A 23,614-nucleotide genomic window follows, 5' to 3' on the forward strand; every position below is an offset into this window, starting at 1 on the left:
CCCCCAGCGCCCGCGCCGCCCGCCGGCGGCCCTCAGAGCAGCACGAGCAGCAGGAGCACGACCAGCAGCACGGCGCCGGCGATGCCCGCGACGGCGACGACGGTGAGCCCGTTGCCGCTGCGCGCCGGGGCGAGCTCACCGGGTCGGCCGCCCGCGCTCGCGACGGCGGCGGGGTCGGTGTAGGTGGCCAGCGGCGGCAGCCCCTGCACCACGGGGACCAGCTCCCCGAGCGTCTGCGCCGCGAACAGCCGGTCCAGCCGGGCCTGGTAGTCCTGCGGGGCCAGCGTCCCGGCCTCGAAGGCCGCGTTCAGCCGGGTGCTGAGCCGGTCGCGCTCGCCGTCGTCCACCGGCAGCGCCGGGGTGCTGCGGTAGGGCGAGGAGATCGGCAGGTCGCTGCTCACCCCGCCACGCTACCCGGCGGCCAGCGCCGTCCCCGCGCGGAGCGCCCGCCGCTCCTCCGGGTCCTCCGGCAGGACCCGGGGCAGGCCGAAACGGTCGAACAGGGACAGCTCGAAGAACGCGACGACGTGGGAGAAGCCGCGCTCGGTCAGCGTCGGCACCTGGACGTGGAAGGCGTGGTGCCGGCCGTCGGCCTCGAGCATGTACAGCGCGAGGGCCGGACGGCCGTTGGCCATCACGGGCACCAGGACCTGGTCCCCCGGCTTCTCGGCCGGGCAGTGGGTGCTGATCAGGGTGCCGATCGCGCCGGCGCCGTGGTACCAGCCGTCGAACGGCGGCATCTCCCAGACGGCGTCCTCGGTGAGCAGCTCCACGATCCGGCTCACGTCGTAGCGCTCGAAGGCGTCGACGTAGGCCGCCAGCATCTGCTGGGCGTGCTCCTCCTCGACCGGTGGCAGCGCGGCCTCGGGGTCGAGCTTGGCCAGCTGCGCGCGGGCGCGCTGCAGGCTGCTGTTGACCGCGGCCACGGACAGGTCGAGCAGCTCCGCGACCTCGCTGGCGTGCCAGGCGAGGACGTCGCGCAGGATGACCACGGCCCGCTGGGGCGGGGTGAGGTGCTGGAGGGCGGCGACGAAGGCGAGCCGGACGCTGTCACGGCTGAGGACGGCGGCGGCGGGGTCGTCGTCACCGTGGCCCCACACCACGGTGTCGGGCAGCGGCTCCAGCCACGGGGTCTCGGGCCGGCTGGCCAGCTGCCCGGCCGGGTCCGACGCGGGCTGACCCAGCCCGGTGGGCAACGGGCGGCGCTGGCGGGACTCCAGCGCGGTCAGGCAGACGTTCGTGGCGATCCGGTACATCCAGGTGCGCAGCGAGGACCGGTTCTCGAACCCGTGGAAGGCGCGCCAGGCCCGGATGTAGGTCTCCTGCACGAGGTCCTCGGCGTCGTGCACCGACCCGAGCATCCGGTAGCAGTGGGCGGTGAGCTCCCCGCGCAGGGGCTCGACCAGGCTGAGGAAGACGTCGTCGTCGGTGGCGAGGCTCACCAGGAGAAAGTACCGCCGTCCCCGATGATCCGCAGCCCCTGCGGCGGTCTTCCCTGCACAGCATCCCGCTGCCCCGGAGAGGACCCCCGCCATGAACCGCATGATCTTCGTCAACCTCCCGGTGGCCGACGTGGAGGTCAGCAAGGCCTTCTACACCGGCCTCGGGTTCACCCTGAACCCCGAGTTCTCCGACGGCTCGACCGCCTGCGTCGTCATCTCCGACACGATCGTGGTGATGGCGCTGCAGCGGGACCGCTTCGCCGACTTCGTGGCCGGTCCCGTCGGCGACCCGGCGAGAGCCACCACCTCGATCAACTGCCTCTCGGCGGAGAGCCCGGCGGAGGTCGACAGTCTCGTCGAGCGGGCGCTCCACCACGGCGGCAAGCCGTGGCTGGACAAGATGGTGGACGGGCCGATGTACGGGCACAGCTTCGCCGACCCCGACGGCCACGTGTGGGAGGTCCTGCACATGGCGCAGCTGGCCTGATCCCGCGGCGCTGAACCGGTTCGGGGAGCGGGGAGCCGGCCGCTAGCGTGGGCGCATGACCTATGTCGCCGATGACGCTCGCTACGACGTCCAGCCCTACCGCCGCTGCGGCCGCAGCGGCCTCAAGCTCCCCGCCGTCTCCCTCGGGTTCTGGCACAACTTCGGGGACGACAAGCCGCTCGAGACCCAGCGGGCCGTGATGCGCCGGGCCTTCGACCTCGGCGTGAGCCACTTCGACCTCGCCAACAACTACGGCCCGCCGTACGGCGCCGCCGAGGTCAACGCCGGGACGATCCTGGCCCAGGACTTCCGCCCGTACCGCGACGAGCTGGTGATCTCGTCCAAGGCCGGCTGGGACATGTGGCCCGGCCCCTACGGCGACCACGGCTCGCGCAAGTACCTGACCGCCAGCCTCGACCAGTCCCTGCAGCGGCTCGGCCTCGACTACGTCGACATCTTCTACCACCACCGTCCCGACCCCGAGACGCCGCTCGAGGAGACGATGGGCGCCCTCGACGCGGCCGTCCGGGCGGGCAAGGCGCTCTACGTCGGCGTCTCGTCCTACTCCCCCGAGCACACGGCCGCCGCGGCGGCCATCCTCCGCGACCTCGGCACCCCGATGGTCATCCACCAGCCGTCCTACTCGATGTTCAACCGCTGGATCGAGGGCGGCCTGCTGCAGGTGCTCGAGGAGGAGGGCGTGGGCTGCATCGCGTTCACCGCGCTGGCCCAGGGCCTGCTGACCAACCGCTACCTCGACGGCGTCCCGGCCGACTCGCGGGCGGCGCAGGGCAAGTCGCTCAGCACGGACCAGATCAGCGACGCGAACCTCGCCCGGGTCCGCGCGCTGAACGAGATCGCCGCCGGCCGCGGCCAGACCCTGGCCCAGCTCGCGCTCGCCTGGGTGCTCCGCGACGCCCGCGTCACCTCGACGCTGATCGGCGCGAGCAGCGTCGCCCAGCTCGAGGACAACGTCGCCGCGGTCAAGAACCTCGCGTTCTCCGACGACGAGGTCGCGGCGATCGACGAGCACGCGGTCGAGTCCGGCGTCGACCTGTGGGCCGGCGCCCGGGACGCCACCGCCGGCTGACCGACGCCGTTCCCGGTCCCTGAGCCCGTCGGAGGACTCCTTCGACGGGCTCAGGCCTCGGCACCGCTCAGGGGCGACGGCGCTCAGCCGGGCGGTGCTCAGCTGGGCGGCACCAGCCCGGTGTGGTGGGCGGCGAAGGCGAGCAGGTCGGCCCACTCGGCGGCCTGCAGGGCCGTCGGCTTGCCCGCACCGTGGCCCGTGGCCACCTCCACCCGCGTCAGCACCGGGGCGTCCCCCGCCTGCGCGTGCTGCAGGGCCGCGACGAACTTGTGGCTGTGCAGCGGCACCACCCGGTCGTCGTGGTCGCCCGTGACCACCAGGGTGGCCGGGTAGCGCGTCCCCGGCCGCACGGCGTGCAGCGGGGAGTAGGCGAGCGCGTCGGCGAACTGCTCCGGGTCGCGCGGGTCGCCGTAGTCGGAGATCCAGGCCGCGCCCACCGTGAACAGGTGGAACCGCAGCATGTCCAGGACCCCGACGCCGGGCAGCGCGACCGCGGCCAGATCGGGACGCTGGGTCATCACCGCCCCGACCAGGAGGCCGCCGTTGCTCCGGCCGTGCAGCGCCAGCTGGTCCCGGGTGGTGACGCCGGTGGCCTGCAGGTGCTCGGCCACGGCCACGAAGTCGTCGAACACGTTCTGCTTGCGGCCCAGCCGGCCGGCCTCGTACCACTCGGTGCCGTACTCACCGCCGCCGCGCAGGTTCGCGATGGCGAGCACCCCGCCGGCCGCCAGCCAGCCCGCCCAGCCCGGCCGGTAGTCCGCGAGGACGGGGATCTTGAAGCCGCCGTAGCCCCACAGCAGGGTGGGTCGTGGCCCGGCCGGCTCCGCGCCCGCGGCGCGGACCAGGAAGTAGGGCACCCGGGTGCCGTCGGCGCTGGTGGCGACGGCCCGCTCCACCCGCACCTCCGGGGCCACGAAGCCGGACGGCGAGCCCTGCACCAGCCCGGGCAGCGGGGTGACGGCCCCCGAACCGAAGGCGACGACGTACGCCGCCGTCGGGCTGACCACCGACGACAGGCCGACGAACACCTCGTCGTCGCCGGCGTGGCCCTCGAGCCCGACCACCGCCCCGCCGGGCAGGTCGAGGGTGCCGAGCAGCCGGCCGTCGAGGTCGTAGCGGCTGACCCGCGGCTGGGCGTCGACCAGGTGGACGGTGACGAAGCCGTCACCGGCCCCGGTCACCTGGATGAGCGTGTGCTCGGTCTCGGCCAGCACCTCGCGCCAGACCGGCTCGCGGGCGTCGAGGTCGACGGCCACCACCCGGCCCCGCTCGGCGTCGTCGTCGGTCTGCAGGTACAGGGTCGAGCCCGACGAGCGGACCAGGGTGAACTCCGCGACCGGCTCGTCCACCACCTTGACCGGCGCCCCGAGCCGGCTGGCCCCGTCCTCGGTGCTGACGGGGTAGGCCCACAGCCGGTTCTGGTTCTCGGTGCCGGCGACGATGCTGACCACGAGCCAGTGGTCGTCGTCGGTGGTCTCGGACCAGATCATCAGCCGCTCGTCGGGGAACGCCAGGACCAGCTCGTCCTCGTCCGCCGGCCGGCCGACCCGGTGCAGCCGCAGCTTCCCGCCCGCCAGCGCCGAGGTCTGCGTGCCCTCGGCGTGACCCTCGTGGTCGAAGGCGGTGTAGACGAAGGAGCGGCCGTCGGGCAGCCAGACGGGCTCGGAGAACTTGGTCTGCACCCCGACGTCGTCGACCTCGGCACCGCTGTCGACGTCCAGCAGGTGGAAGGTGTGCCAGTCGCTGCCGCCCTCGCTGACCGCGTAGGCCAGCTGGGCGCCGTCGGCCCGCAGGGCCAGCGCGGCCAGCGAGCTGGTGCCGTCGGCGGAGAAGGTGTTGGGGTCCACCAGCACGCGGCCACCGGCCAGCAGCTCGGGCAGGGAGTCGGCGACGTACCAGACGTCCTGGTTCTGCCGGCCGTCGTTGCGGTTGACCAGGTAGCGGCCGCCGCGGTGCAGCGGGGTGCCCGCCCGCGGCCGGGCCAGCACGGCGGACATGGTCGCGCCGAACCACGCCCGCTCGGGCAGGGCGGCCAGGTAGCCGGCACTGAGGTCGTTCTGCCGCCGCACCCAGTCGGCCGTCTCTGCGGCGTCGGGGTCCTCGAGCCAGCGGTAGGGGTCGTCCACGGTCCTGCCGTGCAGCTGCTCGCGGGTGTCGTCACGTCGGGTCTGCGGGTGGTCCACGTCGGCCCACGCTACCCGCGCCGGGGCCGCCGGCGCTCAGTCGGCCAGTGGCCCGAACGGGACGCCGAGGGCGCCCAGCATCTCGGCGCCGCCGTCCTCGGCGGTGAGCACCCAGAGGCCGTGCTCGGTCACCGTCATGGTGTGCTCCCAGTGGGCGGCCGGGCGGCCGTCGTCGGTGACCACGGTCCAGTCGTCGGCGAGGACGTGGTTGTCCGGCGAGCCCAGGGTGAGCATGGGCTCGACCGCCAGCGCGAGCCCCTCGACGATCTTCGGGCCCCGCCCCCGGCCGGGCAGCACGCCGCGGGCCACCACGTTGGGCACGTCGGGCGGCTGGTGCATGGCCGAGCCGATGCCGTGCCCGACGTACTCCTCGACGATGCCGTAGCCGGCGTCGGAGGCGCGGACGTGCGCCTCGACCGCGGCCGAGATGTCCCCCACGTGACCGCCGAGGCGGGCGGCGGCGATGCCGTGCCAGAGGGCGCTCCGGGTGGTGCCGCTGAGGGCCCGGAGCTCCGGGGCCACCTCGCCGACCGCCACGGTGACCGCCGAGTCGCCGTGCCATCCCTCGACCACGGCGCCGCAGTCGATGGAGAGCAGGTCGCCCTCGACCAGCACGCGGTGCCCGGGCACGCCGTGCACGACCTCCTCGTTCACGGACAGGCACGTGACGCCCTGGAAGCCGCCGATGCCCTCGTGCGCGCCGTAGTCGAGGAAGGACGGGGTCGCCCCGGCGGACCGGATGACCTCGGCGGCGACGGCGTCGAGCTCACGGGTGCTCACGCCCGGTCGGACGGCCGCGCGGGTGGCCGCCAGCGCCGCGGCCACGACGAGGCCGGCCCGCCGCATCAGCAGCAGCTGCTCGCGCGTCTTGATCTCCACCCCGCGCGGGGTGCCGAACACGGCGGGGCTACCCGTCGACGCTGACCGCCGGCGCGCCGCCGGTCTTCGCGTCCAGCGCGTCGAACAGGCGCTGCGACACCTCGGTCACGGGTCCGAGCCCGTCCACCTCGACCAGCAGGTCGCGATTGCGGAAGATCTCGAGCAGCGGGGCCGTCTGGTCGGCGTAGACCTGCTGGCGGACCCGGATGGTCTCCTCACGGTCGTCGGCCCGGCCGTCGGTGGCGGCGCGCTTCAGCAGCCGCTGCACCACCTCGTCCTGGTCGGCGACCAGGACGATGACGGCGTCGAGCGCCTCCCCCCGGCCGGCCAGGAAGGCGTCGAGGGTCTCGACCTGGGCGGGCGTCCGCGGGTAGCCGTCCAGCAGGAAGCCGCCGACGCAGTCCACCTCGGCCAGCCGCTGGGCGACGATGTCGTTGGTGATGTCGTCGCTGATGTAGCCACCGGAGTCCATGATGTCGCGGACCTGCTGGGCCAGCGGCGTGTCGGCGGTCTTCATGGCCCGGAAGATGTCGCCGGTCGAGACGGCCGGGATCCCGTAGCGCTGCGAGACCTGCGCCGCCTGGGTGCCCTTGCCCGCCCCCGGCGGACCCATGATGAGGAGGCGCATCAGCGGAGGAACCCTTCGTAGTTGCGTTGCTGCAGCTGGCTCTCGATCTGCTTCACCGTGTCCAGTCCGACGCCGACGATGATGAGGATCGAGGTGCCGCCGAAGGGGAAGTTCTGGTTGGCGTCCAGGAAGATGAACGCCACCGACGGCAGCAGGGCGATCAGACCCAGGTAGAGCGACCCGGGGAACGTCAGCCGGGACAGCACGAAGGCGAGGTAGTCCTCGGTCGGCTTGCCCGCGCGGATGCCGGGGATGAAGCCACCGTACTTCTTCATGTTGTCGGCGACCTCGTTCGGGTTGAACGTGATCGCGACGTAGAAGTAGGCGAAGAACACGATGAGCAGGAAGAACGTGACCATGTAGATCGGGTGGTCGCCACGGACGAAGTTCGCCGAGATCCAGGAGGAGAAGCGGGCCTCCGGCCGGAACTGGGCGTACAGCGCGGGCAGGTACAGCAGCGACGAGGCGAAGATGACGGGGATGACGCCCGCCTGGTTGACCTTGATCGGGATGTAGGTCGTGGACCCGCCGAGCATCCGGCTGCCGACCATCCGCTTCGCGTACTGCACGGGGATGCGGCGCTGGGACTGCTCGACGAAGATGACCCCGGCCATGACCACCAGGCCGAGGGCGATCACCAGCAGGAAGATGACCCAGCCCTGGGAGCCGGGGCGGGCGACCTTGAGGCCCCAGAGGGCGCTCGGGAAGGTGGCGGCGATCTGGGTGAAGATCATCACCGACATGCCGTTGCCGACGCCGCGCTCGGTGATCAGCTCACCCATCCACATGATGACGCTGGTGCCGGCGGTCATGGTGAGGATCATCGTGATGACCGGGAAGATGCCCTTGTCGTACACGAGGCCCGGGCAGCCGGTGAAGAGCCGGTCGTTGACGGCGACGGTGACGAACGCGGTGGAGTTCAGCACGGCCAGCACCAGGGTGAGGTACCGGGTGTACTGGGTGATCTTGGTCTGGCCGGCCTGGCCCTCCTTCTTGAGGGCCTCCAGCCGCGGGATGACGACGGTCAGCAGCTGCAGGATGATGCTCGCCGTGATGTAGGGCATGATCCCCAGCGCGAAGATCGCCAGCTGGAGCAGTGCCCCGCCCGAGAACAGGTTGATCAGCGAGTACAGGCCCTGCTGCTCACCGCTCTGGGCCTGCCGGAGGCAGAAGTCGACCTGGCCGACGTTGACGTTCGGGGTCGGGATGATCGACCCCAGCCGGAACACGGCGAGGATCGCCAGCGTGAAGAAGATCTTCTTCCTCAGGTCCGGGGTCCGGAATGCGTTGGCGAATGCGGTGAGCACTCCCGCCCTCCCTCTCTTGGTCGACGGCCCTGTCGTGGTCGAGCACCTCGCGGTCCGACCCCGACCGTGCAGGACCGGATGACTTTATCAAGGGATCACGGTGAACCACGCATCCTCGGCGGTCCTGGCCACCCCGCCCGCAGGGGCCGGGGCTCGGCACCGGCTCGGGACGACGACAGCCGCCTGCCGACCCGGGCGGGTCGACAGGCGGCTGTCGGCTGGGCGGCGCGAGCGGCTAGACGCGCAGCCGGCTGATCCAGTACTCCGCCGTGGTGGCGGCGTTCGCGACCCCGAAGCGGGCGTTGGGCAGGTAGAGGCTGCCCTTGTAGTACGCGGCCGTGGTCGGGATGTCGAAGGTCGCCGGTGCCCGCAGGTCCGCACTCGTCAGCGTGTCCACCAGCCGACCGCGGCTCCCGCTGCGGTCGAGGTGCACGACCGCGACCTGGTTGAGCCGGTTCTGGACCGCGTAGAGGGTGCGACCGCGGACCAGCAGGCCGTCACCGTTGGTCAGCTGGGCACCGCCCAGGTCCACCTTCTTCGCGACCCCGGTCCGCGGGTCGACCCGGAACAGGGTCCCGGTGGCGGAGTCGACCACCAGCAGGGACCGCTTGTCCGGGCTCTGGGCGATGCCGTTGGCACTGTTCGTGCCCGCGGGTGCCTGCACCCACTCCCCCGTCAGCGGCAGGGTGGCGACCCGCGCCTTCTTCGGGTTCCTGCTGCGGGTGACGCTGTAGAGCTGGGGCTTGGCCGAGTCGGTGAACCAGGCCCGGTGCTTGGTCAGCACGACGTCGTTGACGAAGCTCGGGCTCGTCTCGCTGACGGCGGTGAACGTGTGGTTGGCGAGGATCTTGCCCGAGCGGGCGCTGATCACCCGGCCGGTGCCCGTGCCGCCGCCGGCGACGTAGATCAGTCCGTCGTCGACCTTGAGGCCCACCGAGGGGTTGCCCACCCCGAGTCCCCGGCTGACCAGGTGGCGCTTGCCGGTGCGGAGGTCGACCGACAGGATGTCGCCGTTCGTCCGGGAGCCGAGGTAGGCCCGCGAGCCCTGGTCGACGGCGATCCCCTCCGGCTGGAACCCGTCCGGCAGCGCGATCCGCTCGGGCCGGTCGGCGTGGTCGCCGTGGTGCCGGGGGTGGGCCGCGACGGGTCCAGCGAGGGTGACGGTCAGGGCCGCGCTGGTCAGCGCCACCCCGGCGATCTTGGCGGCGGCGAGCAGGCGGTGTCGTGGGCGCAACGTCATCGGTGGTTCCCCCTGGGTTCGGGGCGGCGACCGGGCGGCCGCCGCACGCGGGTGCTATCCGGGGGTACGAAGCCCCGGGGTCGATGGTTCACCCGCGGGAGCCCGTCCGGATGCGGTCGGGGACGCACGAAGGGCCGCCCCGGTCGGGACGGCCCTTCGTGTGGTGCGTTGACCAGTCAGCGCTGGGTGGTGCTGCCACCCGCTGCGGCGATCTTGTCCTTGGCCGAACCCGAGAACGCGTCGGCGGTGACCTGCACCGCCACGGTGATCTCGCCCGTGCCGAGGACCTTGACCGGGTGACCGGCGCGGACCGCGCCGGCCGCGACCAGCTCGTCGACGCCGATGGTGCCCCCCTCGGGGAAGAGCGCGCTCAGCCGGTCCAGGTTCACGACCTGGAACTCGACGCGGAACGGGTTCTTGAAGCCGCGGAGCTTCGGGACCCGCATGTGCATCGGCATCTGGCCACCCTCGAAGTTCTCGGGGATGTTGTTGCGGGCACCGGAGCCCTTGGTGCCGCGACCGGCGGTCTTGCCCTTGGAGCCCTCACCGCGACCCACTCGGGTCTTCGCGGTCTTGGCGCCGGGCGCCGGCCTCAGGTGATGGACCTTGAGTGCCATGTCAGTCGACCTCCTCGACGGTGATCAGGTGGGACACCGTGTTCAGCATCCCTCGGATCTCGGGGCGGTCCTCCTTGACGGCGACGTCGCCGATGCGCTTGAGGCCGAGAGAGCGGAGCGTGTCCCGCTGGTACTGCTTGCCGCCGATGCCGGACTTCACCTGGCTGACCTTGATGCGGCTCATGACTGGGCTCCCGCCCGGTGGGCCCGCAGCAGGGCGGCCGGCGTCACGTGCTCGACGGACATGCCGCGACGCTTCGCGACCTGCTCCGGCATCTCCAGGCCCTGCAGCGCGGCGACGGTGGCGTGCACCACGTTGATCGCGTTGGTGGAGCCCAGCGACTTGGCGAGCACGTCGTGCACGCCGGCGCACTCCAGCACCGCCCGCGCCGAGCCACCGGCGATGACGCCGGTACCCGGGGAGGCGGGGCGCAGCATGACCACACCGGCCGCCTTCTCACCCTGGACGGGGTGGGAGATGGTGCCCTGGATGCGAGGGACGGTGAAGAAGTGCTTCTTCGCCTCCTCGACGCCCTTGGCGATCGCCGCGGGCACCTCCTTGGCCTTGCCGTAGCCCACGCCGACGGTGCCGTCGCCGTCGCCGACGACGACCAGCGCCGTGAAGCTGAAGCGCCGACCGCCCTTCACGACCTTCGCGACGCGGTTGATCGCCACGACGCGCTCGATGTAGTTGCTCTTCTCAGCCGCCTGGCCACGACGATCGTCACGGCCGCGGCGGTCTCCGCCTGCGCCGCCACCACTGCGGCGCTGCGTTCCACTCATCCGTCTACCTATCTCTCGTCAGAATCCGAGGCCGGCCTCGCGCGCACTGTCAGCCAGTGCGGCGATGCGACCGTGGTACTTGTTGCCGGCGCGGTCGAAGACGACCTGCTCGACACCGGCGGCCTTGGCCCGCTCGGCGACCAGGAGGCCGACCTGCTTGGCCTTGGCCGACTTGTCGCCGGTACCCGAGCGCAGGTCCGCCTCCATGGTGGAGGCCGACGCGAGGGTGCGTCCGGCGGTGTCGTCGATGACCTGGGCCATGATGTGGCGGGCCGACCGGGTGACCACGAGCCGCGGGCGCTCGGGCGCACCGAAGATCTTCTTGCGGGCCCGGATCTGACGGCGGAGCCGCGACCGGGTCTTGGTTGCGGTGCCCTTGTGCGAAGACAGCGAGACAGCCATCACTTACCAGCCTTTCCGACCTTGCGACGGACGTGCTCGCCCGCGTAGCGAATGCCCTTGCCCTTGTAGGGCTCCGGCTTGCGCAGCTTGCGGATGTTGGCCGCGACCTCGCCCACCTGCTGCTTGTCGATGCCGATGACCGAGAAACGGGTCGGCGCCTCGACGTTGAAGGTGATGCCCTCGGGCGCGGTGATCGCCACCGGGTGGCTGTAGCCGAGCGCGAAGTCGAGCTGCGTCGGGCCCTTGGCCACGACGCGGTAGCCGACGCCGACGATCTCGAGCTTCTTCTCGTAACCCGCCGTGACGCCGGTGACCATGTTGGCCACCAGGGTGCGGGTCAGCCCGTGGAGCGACTTGCTCTCACGCTCGTCGTCCGGCCGGCTGATCTCCAGCTGGCCGTTCTCCGCGCGCGCGACGGTGATCGGCTCCTTGACGCGGTGCTGCAGCGTGCCCTTGGGGCCCTTGACCGAAACCTGCTGGCCGTCGAGGGTGACCTCGACGCCGGACGGGACCGGGACAGGAAGCCTGCCAATGCGTGACATGTTGTTTCCTCTCTAGATCTCGTCGATCACCAGACGTAGGCGACGACTTCGCCACCCACGCCGGTGCGGTGGGCCTGACGGTCGGTCAGCAGCCCCTGGGAGGTCGAGATGATCGCGATGCCGAGGCCGCCGAGGACCTTGGGCAGCCCGGTCGACTTCGCGTAGACCCGGAGGCCGGGCTTGGAGATGCGGCGGACGCCGGCGATCGAGCGCTCGCGGTTCTGGCCGTACTTGAGCGTGATCGCGAGGGTCTTGCCGACCTCGCCCTCCTTGGGCTCGTTCACCGCGAAGCTGGCGATGTAGCCCTCGCTGGCGAGGATCTCGGCGATCCCGACCTTGATCTTGCTGTGCGGCATGACCGTCTGGTCGTGGTACGCCTGGTTGGCGTTCCGGAGACGGGTCAGCATGTCCGCGATGGGGTCTGTCATGGTCATGGCTGGTTGGACTTCTTTCTCACCGTGGTTTCCCCGGAGGGACCTTCAGCGTTTCTGGTCTTGGAGTGCGTGCGGGTCAGCGGAGAGCTGGGGTCACCACGAGGACTTCGTGATGCCGGGCAGCTCGCCCGCGTGCGCCATGCTGCGCAGGCAGATGCGGCACAGGCCGAACTTGCGGAAGACCGAACGCGGCCGCCCGCACTTCTGGCACCGGGTGTAACCCTGCACCGCGAACTTCGGCTTGCGGGCCTGCTTGACCCGGAGCGCTGTCTTGGCCATCTTCTGGTCCCTCTCTTAGTTCTGCCGGAACGGGAAGCCGAGGTGGCGCAGCAGAGCGCGGCCCTGGTCGTCCGTCGTCGCCGAGGTCACGAACGTGATGTCCATGCCCCGGACCCGGTCGATCCGGTCCTGGTCGATCTCGTGGAACATGACCTGCTCGTTGAGACCGAAGGTGTAGTTGCCGTGGCCGTCGAACTGCTTGGGCGACAGGCCGCGGAAGTCGCGGATGCGGGGCAGGGCCAGCGACAGCAGACGGTCGGCGAACTCCCACATGCGGTCACCACGCAGGGTGACGTGGGCGCCGATCGGCATCCCCTCGCGCAGCTTGAACTGGGCGATGGACTTGCGGGACTTGGTGACCTGCGGCTTCTGGCCGGTGATCGTCGCGAGGTCCTTGACGGCCCCGTCGATCAGCTTCGAGTCGCGCGCCGCCTCGCCGACACCCATGTTGACCACGATCTTGACCAGGCCGGGGATCTGCATGACGTTGGCGAACTGGAACTCCTGGTGCAGCGCGGGCACGATCTCGTCGCGGTAGCGCTGCTTCAGGCGCGGGAGCACCTTCGGTGCCGCCGTCTCGGTCGTCTCGGTGCTCATCAGATCTCCTGTCCGGTCGCCCGCGCGATGCGGACGCTGCGGAACGACTTGTACTCGGAGCCGTCGGGGCGACGCTTGGTCACCTCGACGCGGTCGTACCCGACGCGGGTGACGACCTCGTCGCCGCCCTCGTTCTTGACGACCAGCTGGACGTTCGACACGTGGATGGGGGCCTCGGAGGAGACGATCCCGCCCTTCGTGCCCGCGCCGCCCTGCGGCTGGGCCGAGGTGTCCTTCAGGTGCCGCTTGGCGATGTTGACGCCCGCGACGGTCACCTTCTGGCGCTCGGGGAACACGGCGATGATCTCGCCGACGGTCCCCTTGTCCTTGCCGGCGATGACCTTCACGCGGTCACCCTTGATGACGTGCAGCTTGTTCGTGCCGCTCTTGAGGGCGGTGGGCTTCTTCGAGCTCATGGTCAGATCACCTCCGGGGCGAGCGAGATGATGCGCATGAAGCGCTTCTCGCGCAGTTCACGGCCGACCGGGCCGAAGATGCGGGTACCGCGCGGCTCGCCGTCAGCCTTCAAGATCACCGCGGCGTTCTCGTCGAACTTGATGTACGAGCCATCAGCGCGACGGCGCTCCTTCACGGTCCGGACGATGACGGCCTTCACGACCTCGCCCTTCTTGACGTTGCCACCGGGGATGGCGTCCTTGACGGTGGCGACGATGACGTCGCCGATGCCGGCGTAACGACGACCGGACCCGCCGAGAACGCGGATGCACAAGATCTCCTTGGCACCCGTGTTGTCGGCGACCTTGAGCCGCGACTCCTGCTGGATCATCTGTTATCTCCTGGTTGTCTCACTGGTTCCCGGTGTCCGGGCCTCGTGGAACGTGTGGTTTGCCTCCGACCGGCCGCGACCCCGGGACACCGTCAGGTGTTCCGGGGCGGCCGGTCGGCCTGTCCTACTTGGCCTTCTCGAGGATCTCGATCAGACGCCAGCGCTTGGTGGCGCTGAGCGGCCGGGTCTCCATGATCCGCACCCGGTCACCGACGCCGGCGGCGTTGCCCTCGTCGTGCGCCTTGAGGCGCGAGGTCTGCCGCAGCACCTTGCCGTAGAGGCGGTGCTTGACGCGGTCCTCGACCGCCACGACGACGGTCTTGTCCATCTTGTCGCTGACCACGAGGCCCTCGCGGACCTTGCGCGCGCTGCGCTCGGCCGGGGCCGTCACGCTCTCGTTCAGCTGCTCACTCATGTCAGGCCTTCACTCTCTCCACCGCGGGCGCGGCTGCTCCGTCGTCCGAGCCGGTCTCCTGGGAGGCCAGGTCGGGGTCGTCCACGATGCCGAGCTCGCGCTCCTGCAGCACCGTGTAGATCCGGGCGATGTCCTTGCGGACCTCCCGGAGCCGGCTGTGCGACTCCAGCTGACCGGTCGCGGACTGGAAGCGGAGCCCGAACAGCTCCTCCTTCAGCTCGCGGACGCGGGCGTCGAGGTCGGCACGGCCGAGGCCACGCAGCTCGGCGGCGGTTGCGGTCTTCGCCATCAGATCTCACCTGCTTCGCGCTTGATGAAGCGCGCCTTCATCGGCAGCTTGTGGATCGCCAGACGCATGGCCTCGCGGGCCACCGTCTCGTCGACCCCGGACAGCTCGAAGAGCACGCGTCCGGGCTTGATGTTCGCGATCCACCACTCGGGCGAGCCCTTGCCGGAACCCATGCGGGTCTCGGCGGGCTTCTTGGTCAGCGGGCGGTCGGGGTAGACGTTGATCCACACCTTGCCGCCACGCTTGATGTGACGCGTCATCGCGATACGAGCGGACTCGATCTGACGGTTGGTCAGGTACGAGGGCTCCATGGCCTGGATGCCGAACTCGCCGAAGGCCAGCTTGGTGCCGCCCTTGGCGGCGCCACGACGGGTGGGGTGGTGCTGCTTGCGGAACTTCACCCTGCGAGGGATCAGCATGGTCAGGCCTCCTGTCCGGGCGTCTCTGCGGGGGCGGCGGACACGCCGGCCTCGACGGGAGCGGGAGTCTCCGCACCCTCGGCGCGACGACGACCGCCACGCTCCGGGCGACCCTCGGCCCCACGGCTGGGACGACCGGCGCGCTGCGGCCGGGCACGGCCACCGGCGGCGTTGCGGGCCGCCTTCTGCGCGGCACGCTCGGCGCGGGAGCCGGACACGTCGCCCTTGTAGATCCAGACCTTCACGCCGATCCGGCCGAAGGTCGTCTTGGCCTCGTAGAAGCCGTAGTCGATGTCCGCGCGGAGCGTGTGCAACGGCACCCGGCCCTCGCGGTAGAACTCCGACCGGCTCATCTCGGCGCCGCCGAGACGACCCGAGCACTGGATCCGGATCCCCTTGGCCGCACCGGAGCGCATGGCGCTCTGCTGGGCCTTGCGCATCGCGCGGCGGAACTGCACGCGGGAGGCGAGCTGCTCGGCCACACCCTGCGCCACCAGCTGGGCATCGGTCTCGGGGTTCTTGACCTCGAGGATGTTCAGCTGCACCTGCTTGCCGGTCAGCTTCTCCAGCTCGCTGCGCACGCGCTCGGCCTCGGCACCGTTGCGGCCGATGACGATGCCCGGGCGGGCGGTGTAGATGTCGACGCGCACCCGGTCACGGGTCCGCTCGATCTCGACGCTGGAGATGCCGGCGCGCTCGAGACCCTTGATCAGGAGCTTGCGGATCTTGACGTCCTCGCCGACGTAGGCCGAGTACAGCTTGTCGGAGTACCAACGGCTCTTGTGGTCGGTCGTGATCCCGAGGCGGAAGCCGTACGGGTTGATCTTCTGGCCCATGCTCAGGCCTCCTTCGGCTCGACGACGACGGTGATGTGGCTGGAGCGCTTGAGGATGCGGCTCGCGCTGCCCTTGGCCCGCGGCCGGATCCGGCGCATGGTCACGCCCTCGTCGACGAACGCCTGCGAGACCACGAGGTCCTCGCTGCGCAGGTTGTCGGTGTTCGCGGCGTTGGCCGCCGCGCTCGCGACGACCTTGTAGACCGGGTCGCTCGCCGCCTGCGGCGCGAACTTGAGGGTCACCAGGGCGTCCTCGACGCTCATGCCGCGCACCAGGTCGACGACCCGGCGGGCCTTGGTCGGGGAGACCCGCACCTGCCGCGCCACGGCGTACGAACCGGGACGGTCACCGAGCAGCGCCTGGCGGCGGCTCGGCCGTGTGTCCTTCGTCATGTGATGAATTCCTTCTCTGCGTTCGCACCGCGTCAGCGGCGGCGAGACTTCCGGTCGTCCTTGACGTGGCCACGGAACGTCCGCGTGGGAGCGAACTCCCCGAGCTTGTGGCCCACCATGGAGTCGGTCACGAAGACCGGCACGTGCTTGCGACCGTCGTGCACCGCGATGGTGTGACCGATCATGTCCGGCACGATCATCGAGCGGCGCGACCAGGTCTTGATGACGTTCTTGGTCCCGCGGCCGTTCTGCACCTCCACCTTCTTGGCGAGGTGGTCGTCGACGAACGGACCCTTCTTCAGGCTGCGTGGCATCTGTTTTCCCTAGCTCCTGCTCAGCGCTTCTTGCCGGACTTGCGGCGGCGGACGATCATGCGGCTGCTGGCCTTGTTCTTGTCGCGGGTGCGGCCCTCGGCCTGCCCCCACGGCGAGACCGGGTGGCGGCCACCGGAGGTCTTGCCCTCACCACCACCGTGCGGGTGGTCGATCGGGTTCATGGCCACACCGCGGACGGTCGGGCGCTTGCCCTTCCAGCGGTTGCGACCGGCCTTGCCCCAGTTGATGTTCGACTGCTCGGCGTTGCCGACCTCGCCGATGGTGGCCCGGCAGCGGACGTCGACCAGGCGCATCTCGCCCGACGGCATGCGCAGCGTGGCGTTCTTGCCCTCGCGGGCGACCAGCTGGATGCTCGACCCGGCGGAGCGGGCCAGCTTGGCGCCACCGCCCGGCCGCAGCTCGACGGCGTGGATCGTGGTGCCGACGGGGATGTTGCGGAGCGGGAGGTTGTTGCCCGGCTTGATGTCGGCGCCCTCGCCGGCCTCCACCGCAGCCCCCTGGGCGAGGCCCTGGGGAGCGATGATGTAGCGCTTCTCGCCGTCCGCGAAGTGCAGCAGCGCGATGCGCGCCGTGCGGTTCGGGTCGTACTCGATGTGCGCGACCTTGGCCGGCACGCCGTCCTTGTCGTAGCGCTTGAAGTCCACGAGGCGGTAGGCCTGCTTGTGACCGCCACCGATGTGCCGGGTGGTGATCCGGCCGGTGTTGTTGCGGCCACCGGTCTTCGGGCTGGGGACGAGGAGCGACTTCTCCGGGGTCGAGCGGGTGAGCTCGACGAAGTCGGCCACGGACGAGCCACGCCGGCCCGGCGTCGTCGGCTTGTACTTACGGATACCCATGTCTGTTCCTTACCTGTCCTCAGCCTGCGGGTGCGGAGAAGATGTCGATCCGCTCGCCGTCGGCGACGGAGACGATGGCCCGCTTGGTGTCGGGACGCTTCCCCGTGCCGGCGCGCGTGCGGCGCTTCTTGCCGGTCCGGTTCAGCGTGTTCACACCGGTGACCTTGACCTTGAAGACCGCCTCGACGGCGATCTTGATCTCGGTCTTGTTCGCGTCGGGCGCGACGAGGAACGTGTACTTGTTCTCGTCCAGCAGCCCGTAGCTCTTCTCGCTCACCACGGGGGCGAGCAGGATGTCGCGGTGGTCGCGGATCTTGACGTTCGTCACTTCAGGTCTCCTTCAGCGCGGGGCTCCGTGCCCTCGGCCGGCTCGACGTCCTCGACGGCCTCGACCGGCTCGACGATCTCGACCGGCTCGGCGACCGGCGCGGCAGTCACGACGACCGGCTCCGCCGGTGCGGCGAGCTCGGCGTCGGACGGCTCGAGGCTCTCGACCTCGGAGGCGGAGGCGACGGCCTTGGCGGAGCGGCCCTTGGCCGGACCCGCCACGTAGCTGTCGAGCGCCGCCGTGGTGAAGACGACCTCGTCGTTGACGAGCACGTCGTAGGCGTTGAGCTGGTCGACGGCGATGGCGTGCACGTCGGCGGCGTTGCGCAGGCTCAGCCAGGCCAGGTCGTCGTCCCGGTGCAGGACGACGAGGACCTTCGGGCTGGACGCCACGGTGGCCAGCGCCGCCAGGGCGATCTTCGTGGAGGGCGTGTCGCCCAGCACCAGGTCGCTGACGACGTGGACGCGGCCGTCGCGGGCCCGGTCCGACAGCGCACCGCGCAGGGCGGCGGCGATCATCTTCTTGGGCGTCCGCTGGGCGTAGCCGTGCGGCTGCGGGCCGTGCACGACGCCACCGCCGACGAACTGCGGTGCGCGGGTCGACCCCTGGCGGGCGCGGCCGGTGCCCTTCTGGCGGTAGGGCTTCTTGCCACCGCCCCGGACCTCGGCGCGGGTCTTGGTGGAGTGCGTGCCCTGGCGGGCGGCCGCCAGCTGGGCCACCACGACCTGGTGGATCAGCGGCACGTTGGCGGTGACGTCGAACAGCTCGGCGGGCAGGTCGGTGGTGCCGGCCTTCGCGCCGCTGGCGTCCAGGACGTCGACGGTACGGGTCTCGCTCATGCGGGGTCTCCCTTCTTGGCCGCGCTGCGCAGGACGACCAGGCCGCCCTTGGCGCCCGGGATCGCCCCCTTGATGAGGATCAGGCCGCGCTCGGCGTCGACCGCGTGCACGGTGAGGTTCTGCACGGTGACGCGCTCGACACCCATCCGGCCGGCCATCTTCATGCCCTTGAACACCCGGCCAGGGGTGGCGCAGCCACCGATGGAGCCGGGCGAGCGGTGCTTGCGGTGCACACCGTGCGAGGCGCGCAGACCGTGGAAGCCGTGCCGCTTCATGACGCCGGCGGTGCCCTTGCCCTTGCTGACGCCGGTCACGTCGACGACCTCGTCGGCCGCGAAGACCTCAGCCGTCAGCTCCTGGCCGAGCGTGAACTCGGGGGCGTCCGTCGTGCGGATCTCCACCAGGTGCTTGCGCGGGGTGACGCCGGCCTTCTCGAAGTGCCCGGCGGAGGGCTTGGTGACCTGCTTGGCCTTGATCGCGCCGAAGCCGAGCTGCACGGCTCCGTAGCCGTTCACGTCCGGGGTGCGGACCTGGGTGACGACGCACGGGCCGGCCTGGACGACCGTGACGGGGACGACGCGGTTGTTGGCGTCCCAGAGCTGGGTCATGCCGAGCTTGGTGCCCAGCAGGCCCTTGACCTTGCGGTCGGAGGTAACAGAAGGAGTGCTCATGGTTCTTTCGTCCTCAGAGCTTGATCTCGATGTCGACGCCTGCGGGCAGGTCCAGTCGCATCAGAGAGTCAACGGTCTTGGGGGTCGGGTCGATGATGTCGATCAGACGCTTGTGCGTCCGCATCTCGAAGTGCTCCCGGCTGTCCTTGTACTTGTGAGGAGAACGGATCACGCAGAACACGTTCTTCTCCGTCGGGAGCGGCACCGGCCCGGCGACCTGCGCACCCGTGCGCGTGACCGTGTCCACGATCTTGCGCGCGGAGGAGTCGATGACCTCGTGGTCATAGGCCTTGAGCCTGATGCGGATCTTTTGTCCCGCCACAGTTCGTCCTAACGTCTCAGTACATCCGGCATTGAAATCCTGCACTTGCTCCGACCCCCGCGCTCGGGTGTGTCGACCACCTTCCGGCGCACGACTCCCCGCAGTTCCCTGCGGTGGGGGGTGACCTGGGCGGTCCGCGAGGACCACCTCACCCGGTCCGGAGGACCAGGAGGTCGGAGGCCTCCGGTGCAGCGCTCCCCGCCGTGGCCGTCCGAAGACGTCCTCAGGCGTGGCGCACCCCGGCAGACCTGCCAAAGCAACCTGGCAATCTTGTCAGACAGCAGGCGGGAGATCAAATCCCGGCCGCCTCCACTCCGCTCACGGGCCCAGCGGGCCCGCCCCGGTCGGAGCACGGCCCGTGACGACGTCCTCCGGGCCGGGACCCAGTCTAGGCCCTCGACCCCCCGGCGCGGCCGCCGCGACGGATCGGCCCGGCCGGACGCCCGCGGGCCGTCGACCACGCCCTGGCGGTGGACCGCCCGGGGGGCGCCCCGCCCCTACGCTGGGGCGGTGCTGATGAGGGCCGGGGTGGCCGCGGGCCACCCCTCGACGGCGGAGGCCGGGGTGGCGACCCTGCGGGCCGGGGGCAACGCCGTCGACGCCGCCGTGGCCATGATGCTGGTCAGCTGCGCGGCCGAGACCATCTTCACCGGCCTGAGCGGTGGCGGCTTCGCCACCGTGGTGGACCCGGCGGGCGAGGTCACCTGCGTCGACTTCTTCGTGGCGGTGCCCGGGCTGGACGGCACGTCCCCGGGCGCCGGGACCGCCATCGAGGTCACCTTCGTCGGGCAGCCCATGCCGTACGAGATCGGCCCCGCGACCGTCGCCGTGCCCGGGGTGCCGGCCGGGGCGCACCACCTCTGGCGGCGCTGGGGCCGGCTGCCCTGGGCCGACGTCGTGGCTCCGGGGCTCGACGCCTCCCACGGCACCCCGTTCCCGCGGACCCATGCCGTGCTGCTGCCGGTGATCGCGCCCGCCATGTGCGTCGGCGACGGCCTCGAGGTCTACCGCCGGGCCGACGGCACCCTGCTGCAGGCGGGCGACCGGCTGCACCACCCCGACCACCACCACGCCTACCGGTTGCTGGCCGAGGACCCGGCGGCCTTCTACCAGGGGGCCTACGCCGAGGCCCTGGTCGCCGCGGTCGCCGACGGCGGGGCGCTCAGCGCCGCCGACCTGGCCGCCTACCGCGTCGTGGAGTCCCGGCCCCGGCAGGTGGGTTTCCACGACTTCACGGTCCACGCACGCGGCGACGACCTCGACGACCTGCTGGGCACCCTGGCCCGGGCCGACCGCACGGTCCCCGGTGACCCGACGACCGACCCGTCCTCGGCGCTCGGCCTGGTGGACGCCCTGCGGGGGCCCGACCGGCGGGCCGAGACCACCAACGTCGTCGCCGTGGACGCGGACGGCGGCGCCTGCGCCCTGACCACGAGCCTGGGGCTGGGCTCGGGGGTCTGGGTCCCCGGCTACGGGGTGCACCTCAACTCGATGCTCGGCGAGGGCGAGCTGATCCGGGAGCAGCTGGACCCGGGCGTGCGGATGGGCTCGATGATGTCCCCGCTGGTGGCCCTGGATGCCCAGCACCGGCCGGTCGCCGTCGCCGGCGCCGCGGGCGGCAGCCGGATCCGCCCCGCGCTGCTGCAGGTGCTGGTCCGGATGCTGCGCGGCGCCCCGCCGCAGGAGGCGATCGACGCCCCACGGCTGAACGCGCTGCCCGACCTCGTGCGGGCCGAGCCGGGCTTCAGCCCCGAGGTGCTGGCGGCGCTGGGCGCGCGGGCCCCGGTCGCGGTCGCGGCGTCGCGCGATCCCTACTTCGGCGGCGTCTCGGCCCTCAGCGCCCTGGGCGGCGGCGCCGACCCCCGCCGCGACGGCTCGGTCGCCCTGCTCTGAGGCGGTCGTCCGGGCCGCGGGCCGCCCTCTAGGGTTTCCCGTGTGATCCCCACGGTTCCCGCCTCCACCTACCGCCTCCAGGTCCAGCGCGACTTCACCCTCGCCGACGCGACCGCTCTCGTCGACCACCTCGCCGATCTCGGCGTCGGCGCCGTCTACCTGTCGCCGCTGCTGCGGTCGACCACCGGTTCTGCCCACGGCTACGACACCGTCGACGTGACCGAGATCGACCCCGACCGCGGCGGCGAGGCGGGCCTGCAGGCCCTGTTCGCCGCCGCCGCCGAGGCCGGGCTGGGGGTCGTCGTCGACATCGTGCCCAACCACCTCGGGGTCGAGGTGCCCGCCGAGAACCCGGCGTGGTGGGACGTCCTCCAGCACGGCCGGGAGTCGGCGTACGCGTCCTGGTTCGACATCGACTGGAGCCGGCCCCGGCTGCTGCTGCCGGTCCTCGGCGACGACGCGGTGCTGAGCGTCGAGGACGGCGAGCTGCGCTACTACGACCACCGCTTCCCGCTGGCCCCCGGCACCGCGGCCGAGGGTGAGGACGCCGACACGGTGCACGCCCGGCAGCACTACGAGCTGGTGCACTGGTCCCGGGGCAACACCGACCTCGGGTACCGCCGGTTCTTCGCCGTCACCACGCTGGCCGGGGTCCGCCAGGAGGACGAGGCGGTCTTCGACGCCACCCACGTCCAGGTCCGCGCGTGGGTCGAGCGCGGCGTCACCGGCCTGCGCATCGACCACCCCGACGGGCTGGTCGACCCGGGCGAGTACCTGCGCCGGCTGCGCGCCCTGGCCCCCCAGCAGTGGATCACCGTGGAGAAGATCCTCGAGCCCGGCGAGCAGCTGCCGACCGACTGGCCCGTCGAGGGCACCACCGGCTACGACGCGATGCGGGAGGTCAACGGGCTTTTCGTCGACCCCGGCCACGAGCACGAGCTGACCGCGCTGTACCAGCGGCTGACCGGGGACCGGCGCAGCATCGCCGAGCACGTCGAGGCCGGCAAGCGGATGGTCGTCTCCGAGCTGCTGGTCGCGGAGATCCGCAGGATGGCGGCCCTGGTGCCCGAGGTCGAGGACGCCCCCGCGGCGATCGCGGAGGTGGCGGTGGCCTTCGCCGTCTACCGCTCCTACCTCCCCGACGGCGCGGACGACCTCGACCACGCGCTGGCCCTGGCCGTCCGCCGTCGACCCGAGCTGCGCGACGCGCTGGACACGCTCAGCCCCCGGCTGCACGACGCGGGGGACGAGCTGGCCCGCCGTCTGCAGCAGCTGAGCGGTGCCACCATGGCCAAGGGCACCGAGGACACGGCGTTCTACCGCTACGCCCGCTTCATCGCGCTCAACGAGGTGGGGGCCGACCCCGACGAGCTGGGGATCGACCTCGAGGCCTTCCACGCCGCCCAGGTGGCCCGGCAGGACCGGCAGCCCCGCTCGATGACCGGGCTGTCCACCCACGACACCAAGCGCGGCGAGGACGTCCGGGCCCGGCTGGCGGCGCTGGCCGAGATCCCGCAGGCCTGGGGCGAGTTCGCCGAGCACTTCGCCGCGGCGGCGTCCATCCCCAACCGCGCCTTCGGCTACTTCCTGGCCCAGACCCTGGTGGGCGCCGGTCCGATCGAGCGCGAGCGGATGCACGCCTACGCCGAGAAGGCGATGCGGGAGGCCAGCGACCCCACCACCTACACCGCGGTCGACGAGGCCTACGAGTCGGCCGTGCACGCCGCCGTGGACGCCGCCTACGACGAGCCGCAGCTGCGCACCGCCTGGGACGACCTGGTCGCCGCCGTCACCCCGCACGGCTGGACCAACGCCCTGGGTCAGAAGCTGGTGCAGCTGACCATGCCGGGCGTCCCGGACGTCTACCAGGGCACGGAGCTGTGGGACGACTCGCTCGTCGACCCGGACAACCGGCGGCCGGTGGACTTCGACCGCCGCCGGGCGCTGCTGGCGGAGGTGCGGCAGAGCCACCCGGGCGTCGACGAGAGCGGCGCGGCCAAGCTGTGGGTCACCACCCAGGCGCTGCATGCCCGGCGCGACCACCCGGAGCTGTTCACCACCTACACCCCGCTGCGCGCCTCCGGTCCGGCCGCCGGCCACCTGGTGGCCTTCGACCGGGGTGGTGCCGTCACGCTGGCCACCCGGCTGCCCGTCAGCCTCGCCGCCGCCGGCGGCTGGCTGGACACGGCCCTGGAGCTGCCCGGCCGGTTCGTCGACGCGCTCACCGGCCGCGAGCACGAGGGTGCGGTGCAGCTGGCCGACGTGCTCGACCGCTACCCCGTCGCCCTGCTGCTGCCGGCCTGAGGTCGCGCCGCCGCCCGAGCCCGTCGCCGCGGCCGAGC

31 protein-coding genes and 1 pseudogene are annotated in these 23,614 nt (G+C 71.6%); 4 read left to right on the forward strand and 28 right to left on the reverse strand.

Annotated features, from left to right (window positions below; translation table 11 throughout):
* Nucleotides 1-32: 32 nt before the first annotated feature.
* Both BLT72_RS17470 and BLT72_RS17475 read right to left on the reverse strand, forming a co-directional pair.
* On the reverse strand, nt 33-401 hold the full coding sequence (locus tag BLT72_RS17470; RefSeq protein ID WP_091414428.1) for a DUF1707 SHOCT-like domain-containing protein: 369 nt from the start codon (nt 399-401) through the stop codon (nt 33-35).
* A 9-nt stretch (nt 402-410) separates the two neighbouring features.
* Complete coding sequence (locus tag BLT72_RS17475) at nt 411-1,442, reverse strand: sigma-70 family RNA polymerase sigma factor (RefSeq protein WP_231930123.1); 1,032 nt, start codon at nt 1,440-1,442, stop codon at nt 411-413.
* A gap of 91 nt (nt 1,443-1,533) precedes the next feature.
* Between BLT72_RS17475 and BLT72_RS17480 the strand changes: the two genes are divergently transcribed.
* Together BLT72_RS17480 and mgrA are read left to right on the forward strand one after the other, a co-directional pair.
* Nucleotides 1,534-1,929 carry a VOC family protein gene (locus BLT72_RS17480; protein WP_091414429.1) on the forward strand — a complete coding sequence of 132 codons (396 nt, stop codon included), beginning with the start codon at nt 1,534-1,536 and terminating at the stop codon, nt 1,927-1,929.
* Between the two features lie 55 nt (nt 1,930-1,984).
* Nucleotides 1,985-3,019, forward strand: coding sequence for an L-glyceraldehyde 3-phosphate reductase (gene mgrA, locus BLT72_RS17485; protein ID WP_091414430.1), 1,035 nt, complete (start codon nt 1,985-1,987; stop codon nt 3,017-3,019).
* Between the two features lie 98 nt (nt 3,020-3,117).
* Here mgrA and BLT72_RS17490 read toward each other — a convergent pair whose 3' ends face one another.
* The 26 genes and pseudogenes from BLT72_RS17490 to rpsJ all read right to left on the reverse strand — a co-directional run bounded on the left by BLT72_RS17490 (nt 3,118) and on the right by rpsJ (nt 19,379).
* Nucleotides 3,118-5,202 (reverse strand): prolyl oligopeptidase family serine peptidase, encoded by a 2,085-nt coding sequence (locus tag BLT72_RS17490; RefSeq protein WP_091414431.1) that lies wholly within the window; start codon nt 5,200-5,202, stop codon nt 3,118-3,120.
* A gap of 36 nt (nt 5,203-5,238) precedes the next feature.
* Nucleotides 5,239-6,102: a type I methionyl aminopeptidase gene (gene map, locus BLT72_RS17495; protein ID WP_091414432.1), complete on the reverse strand. Its 864-nt coding sequence runs from the start codon at nt 6,100-6,102 to the stop codon at nt 5,239-5,241.
* Nucleotides 6,103-6,109: 7 nt separating this feature from the next.
* Nucleotides 6,110-6,709, reverse strand: a complete 600-nt coding sequence (locus BLT72_RS17500; protein ID WP_091414433.1) for an adenylate kinase — start codon at nt 6,707-6,709, stop codon at nt 6,110-6,112.
* Nucleotides 6,709-8,016: a preprotein translocase subunit SecY gene (secY, locus tag BLT72_RS17505; RefSeq protein ID WP_091414434.1), complete on the reverse strand. Its 1,308-nt coding sequence runs from the start codon at nt 8,014-8,016 to the stop codon at nt 6,709-6,711. Before secY ends, BLT72_RS17500 begins: the two co-directional genes overlap by 1 nt.
* A 235-nt stretch (nt 8,017-8,251) precedes the next feature.
* Complete coding sequence (locus BLT72_RS17510) at nt 8,252-9,256, reverse strand: SMP-30/gluconolactonase/LRE family protein (protein WP_091414435.1); 1,005 nt, start codon at nt 9,254-9,256, stop codon at nt 8,252-8,254.
* A gap of 176 nt (nt 9,257-9,432) precedes the next feature.
* Entirely contained in the window at nt 9,433-9,873 is a 441-nt protein-coding gene (gene rplO, locus BLT72_RS17515) for a 50S ribosomal protein L15 (protein ID WP_091414436.1), read from the reverse strand.
* Between the two features lies 1 nt (nt 9,874).
* Complete coding sequence (rpmD, locus tag BLT72_RS17520) at nt 9,875-10,057, reverse strand: 50S ribosomal protein L30 (protein WP_091414437.1); 183 nt, start codon at nt 10,055-10,057, stop codon at nt 9,875-9,877.
* Complete coding sequence (gene rpsE, locus BLT72_RS17525; protein ID WP_091414438.1) at nt 10,054-10,656, reverse strand: 30S ribosomal protein S5; 603 nt, start codon at nt 10,654-10,656, stop codon at nt 10,054-10,056. Before rpsE ends, rpmD begins: the two co-directional genes overlap by 4 nt.
* An 18-nt stretch (nt 10,657-10,674) precedes the next feature.
* Nucleotides 10,675-11,058 (reverse strand): 50S ribosomal protein L18, encoded by a 384-nt coding sequence (rplR, locus tag BLT72_RS17530; RefSeq protein WP_091417745.1) that lies wholly within the window; start codon nt 11,056-11,058, stop codon nt 10,675-10,677.
* A complete protein-coding gene (rplF, locus tag BLT72_RS17535) occupies nt 11,058-11,600 on the reverse strand; it encodes a 50S ribosomal protein L6 (RefSeq protein WP_091414439.1) in 543 nt (180 codons plus the stop codon). The genes rplR and rplF overlap by 1 nt, the downstream gene beginning before the upstream one ends.
* Before the next feature lie 26 nt (nt 11,601-11,626).
* The gene (gene rpsH / locus BLT72_RS17540; RefSeq protein WP_091414440.1) at nt 11,627-12,034 is read right to left on the reverse strand and encodes a 30S ribosomal protein S8; all 408 of its coding nucleotides are present in this window, start codon (nt 12,032-12,034) and stop codon (nt 11,627-11,629) included.
* 93 nt (nt 12,035-12,127) lie between these two features.
* Nucleotides 12,128-12,313 (reverse strand): type Z 30S ribosomal protein S14, encoded by a 186-nt coding sequence (locus BLT72_RS17545; protein ID WP_091414441.1) that lies wholly within the window; start codon nt 12,311-12,313, stop codon nt 12,128-12,130.
* A gap of 15 nt (nt 12,314-12,328) precedes the next feature.
* Nucleotides 12,329-12,910, reverse strand: coding sequence for a 50S ribosomal protein L5 (rplE, locus tag BLT72_RS17550; RefSeq protein ID WP_091414442.1), 582 nt, complete (start codon nt 12,908-12,910; stop codon nt 12,329-12,331).
* Nucleotides 12,910-13,326, reverse strand: a complete 417-nt coding sequence (rplX, locus tag BLT72_RS17555; RefSeq protein WP_091414443.1) for a 50S ribosomal protein L24 — start codon at nt 13,324-13,326, stop codon at nt 12,910-12,912. The genes rplE and rplX overlap by 1 nt, the downstream gene beginning before the upstream one ends.
* Before the next feature lie 2 nt (nt 13,327-13,328).
* A complete protein-coding gene (gene rplN, locus BLT72_RS17560; RefSeq protein ID WP_091414444.1) occupies nt 13,329-13,697 on the reverse strand; it encodes a 50S ribosomal protein L14 in 369 nt (122 codons plus the stop codon).
* A gap of 124 nt (nt 13,698-13,821) precedes the next feature.
* Nucleotides 13,822-14,112 carry a 30S ribosomal protein S17 gene (gene rpsQ, locus BLT72_RS17565; RefSeq protein ID WP_091414445.1) on the reverse strand — a complete coding sequence of 97 codons (291 nt, stop codon included), beginning with the start codon at nt 14,110-14,112 and terminating at the stop codon, nt 13,822-13,824.
* A gap of 1 nt (nt 14,113) precedes the next feature.
* Nucleotides 14,114-14,401, reverse strand: a complete 288-nt coding sequence (gene rpmC / locus BLT72_RS17570; protein WP_091414446.1) for a 50S ribosomal protein L29 — start codon at nt 14,399-14,401, stop codon at nt 14,114-14,116.
* On the reverse strand, nt 14,401-14,820 hold the full coding sequence (rplP, locus tag BLT72_RS17575; RefSeq protein WP_091414447.1) for a 50S ribosomal protein L16: 420 nt from the start codon (nt 14,818-14,820) through the stop codon (nt 14,401-14,403). The genes rpmC and rplP overlap by 1 nt, the downstream gene beginning before the upstream one ends.
* A 2-nt stretch (nt 14,821-14,822) precedes the next feature.
* The gene (rpsC, locus tag BLT72_RS17580) at nt 14,823-15,656 is read right to left on the reverse strand and encodes a 30S ribosomal protein S3 (protein ID WP_091414448.1); all 834 of its coding nucleotides are present in this window, start codon (nt 15,654-15,656) and stop codon (nt 14,823-14,825) included.
* Nucleotides 15,657-15,658: 2 nt separating this feature from the next.
* Complete coding sequence (rplV, locus tag BLT72_RS17585) at nt 15,659-16,048, reverse strand: 50S ribosomal protein L22 (RefSeq protein WP_091414449.1); 390 nt, start codon at nt 16,046-16,048, stop codon at nt 15,659-15,661.
* 32 nt (nt 16,049-16,080) lie between these two features.
* Nucleotides 16,081-16,362: a 30S ribosomal protein S19 gene (rpsS, locus tag BLT72_RS17590; protein WP_091414450.1), complete on the reverse strand. Its 282-nt coding sequence runs from the start codon at nt 16,360-16,362 to the stop codon at nt 16,081-16,083.
* Nucleotides 16,363-16,382: 20 nt separating this feature from the next.
* Nucleotides 16,383-17,219 carry a 50S ribosomal protein L2 gene (rplB, locus tag BLT72_RS17595; protein WP_091414451.1) on the reverse strand — a complete coding sequence of 279 codons (837 nt, stop codon included), beginning with the start codon at nt 17,217-17,219 and terminating at the stop codon, nt 16,383-16,385.
* Nucleotides 17,220-17,238: 19 nt separating this feature from the next.
* Nucleotides 17,239-17,547, reverse strand: a complete 309-nt coding sequence (gene rplW, locus BLT72_RS17600) for a 50S ribosomal protein L23 (RefSeq protein WP_172826103.1) — start codon at nt 17,545-17,547, stop codon at nt 17,239-17,241.
* A gap of 143 nt (nt 17,548-17,690) precedes the next feature.
* Nucleotides 17,691-18,386: pseudogene (rplD, locus tag BLT72_RS17605) on the reverse strand (50S ribosomal protein L4); the annotation flags it as partial.
* Complete coding sequence (rplC, locus tag BLT72_RS17610) at nt 18,383-19,057, reverse strand: 50S ribosomal protein L3 (RefSeq protein ID WP_091414453.1); 675 nt, start codon at nt 19,055-19,057, stop codon at nt 18,383-18,385. The pseudogene rplD and the gene rplC, both read right to left, overlap by 4 nt.
* 13 nt (nt 19,058-19,070) lie before the next feature.
* Nucleotides 19,071-19,379 (reverse strand): 30S ribosomal protein S10, encoded by a 309-nt coding sequence (rpsJ, locus tag BLT72_RS17615; RefSeq protein WP_091414454.1) that lies wholly within the window; start codon nt 19,377-19,379, stop codon nt 19,071-19,073.
* 516 nt (nt 19,380-19,895) lie between these two features.
* On the opposite strand from rpsJ, the gene BLT72_RS17620 reads away from it, so the two are divergent.
* Nucleotides 19,896-21,272: a gamma-glutamyltransferase gene (locus tag BLT72_RS17620; protein ID WP_091417751.1), complete on the forward strand. Its 1,377-nt coding sequence runs from the start codon at nt 19,896-19,898 to the stop codon at nt 21,270-21,272.
* 42 nt (nt 21,273-21,314) lie between these two features.
* Complete coding sequence (gene treY, locus BLT72_RS17625) at nt 21,315-23,576, forward strand: malto-oligosyltrehalose synthase (protein ID WP_231930125.1); 2,262 nt, start codon at nt 21,315-21,317, stop codon at nt 23,574-23,576.
* The last annotated feature ends 38 nt before the right edge of the window (nt 23,577-23,614 follow it).

It is taken from the genome of Friedmanniella luteola, from assembly GCF_900105065.1.
Taxonomy (GTDB): domain Bacteria; phylum Actinomycetota; class Actinomycetes; order Propionibacteriales; family Propionibacteriaceae; genus Microlunatus; species Microlunatus luteolus.

Excerpts from the sequence above, each read along its gene's own strand:
- rpmD (WP_091414437.1), bottom strand. The coding sequence starts at position 10,057 with ATGAGCCGCATCAAGGTCAGCCAGGTGAAGTCCGGCATCGGCGGCAAG.
- rplN (WP_091414444.1), bottom strand. The coding sequence starts at position 13,697 with ATGATCCAGCAGGAGTCGCGGCTCAAGGTCGCCGACAACACGGGTGCC.
- rpsC (WP_091414448.1), bottom strand. The coding sequence starts at position 15,656 with ATGGGCCAGAAGATCAACCCGTACGGCTTCCGCCTCGGGATCACGACC.
- rpsS (WP_091414450.1), bottom strand. The coding sequence starts at position 16,362 with ATGCCACGCAGCCTGAAGAAGGGTCCGTTCGTCGACGACCACCTCGCC.
- BLT72_RS17620 (WP_091417751.1), top strand. The coding sequence starts at position 19,896 with ATGAGGGCCGGGGTGGCCGCGGGCCACCCCTCGACGGCGGAGGCCGGG.
- rpsQ (WP_091414445.1), bottom strand. The coding sequence starts at position 14,112 with ATGAGTGAGCAGCTGAACGAGAGCGTGACGGCCCCGGCCGAGCGCAGC.
- BLT72_RS17500 (WP_091414433.1), bottom strand. The coding sequence starts at position 6,709 with ATGCGCCTCCTCATCATGGGTCCGCCGGGGGCGGGCAAGGGCACCCAG.
- rplE (WP_091414442.1), bottom strand. The coding sequence starts at position 12,910 with ATGAGCACCGAGACGACCGAGACGGCGGCACCGAAGGTGCTCCCGCGC.
- BLT72_RS17480 (WP_091414429.1), top strand. The coding sequence starts at position 1,534 with ATGAACCGCATGATCTTCGTCAACCTCCCGGTGGCCGACGTGGAGGTC.
- rplX (WP_091414443.1), bottom strand. The coding sequence starts at position 13,326 with ATGAGCTCGAAGAAGCCCACCGCCCTCAAGAGCGGCACGAACAAGCTG.
- rpsE (WP_091414438.1), bottom strand. The coding sequence starts at position 10,656 with ATGAGTGGAACGCAGCGCCGCAGTGGTGGCGGCGCAGGCGGAGACCGC.
- rplF (WP_091414439.1), bottom strand. The coding sequence starts at position 11,600 with ATGTCACGCATTGGCAGGCTTCCTGTCCCGGTCCCGTCCGGCGTCGAG.
- rplV (WP_091414449.1), bottom strand. The coding sequence starts at position 16,048 with ATGACGAAGGACACACGGCCGAGCCGCCGCCAGGCGCTGCTCGGTGAC.
- rpsH (WP_091414440.1), bottom strand. The coding sequence starts at position 12,034 with ATGACCATGACAGACCCCATCGCGGACATGCTGACCCGTCTCCGGAAC.
- rplC (WP_091414453.1), bottom strand. The coding sequence starts at position 19,057 with ATGAGCACTCCTTCTGTTACCTCCGACCGCAAGGTCAAGGGCCTGCTG.
- mgrA (WP_091414430.1), top strand. The coding sequence starts at position 1,985 with ATGACCTATGTCGCCGATGACGCTCGCTACGACGTCCAGCCCTACCGC.
- rplR (WP_091417745.1), bottom strand. The coding sequence starts at position 11,058 with ATGGCTGTCTCGCTGTCTTCGCACAAGGGCACCGCAACCAAGACCCGG.
- BLT72_RS17545 (WP_091414441.1), bottom strand. The coding sequence starts at position 12,313 with ATGGCCAAGACAGCGCTCCGGGTCAAGCAGGCCCGCAAGCCGAAGTTC.
- BLT72_RS17510 (WP_091414435.1), bottom strand. The coding sequence starts at position 9,256 with ATGACGTTGCGCCCACGACACCGCCTGCTCGCCGCCGCCAAGATCGCC.
- rpmC (WP_091414446.1), bottom strand. The coding sequence starts at position 14,401 with ATGGCGAAGACCGCAACCGCCGCCGAGCTGCGTGGCCTCGGCCGTGCC.
- rplO (WP_091414436.1), bottom strand. The coding sequence starts at position 9,873 with ATGGCACTCAAGGTCCATCACCTGAGGCCGGCGCCCGGCGCCAAGACC.
- rplB (WP_091414451.1), bottom strand. The coding sequence starts at position 17,219 with ATGGGTATCCGTAAGTACAAGCCGACGACGCCGGGCCGGCGTGGCTCG.
- rplP (WP_091414447.1), bottom strand. The coding sequence starts at position 14,820 with ATGCTGATCCCTCGCAGGGTGAAGTTCCGCAAGCAGCACCACCCCACC.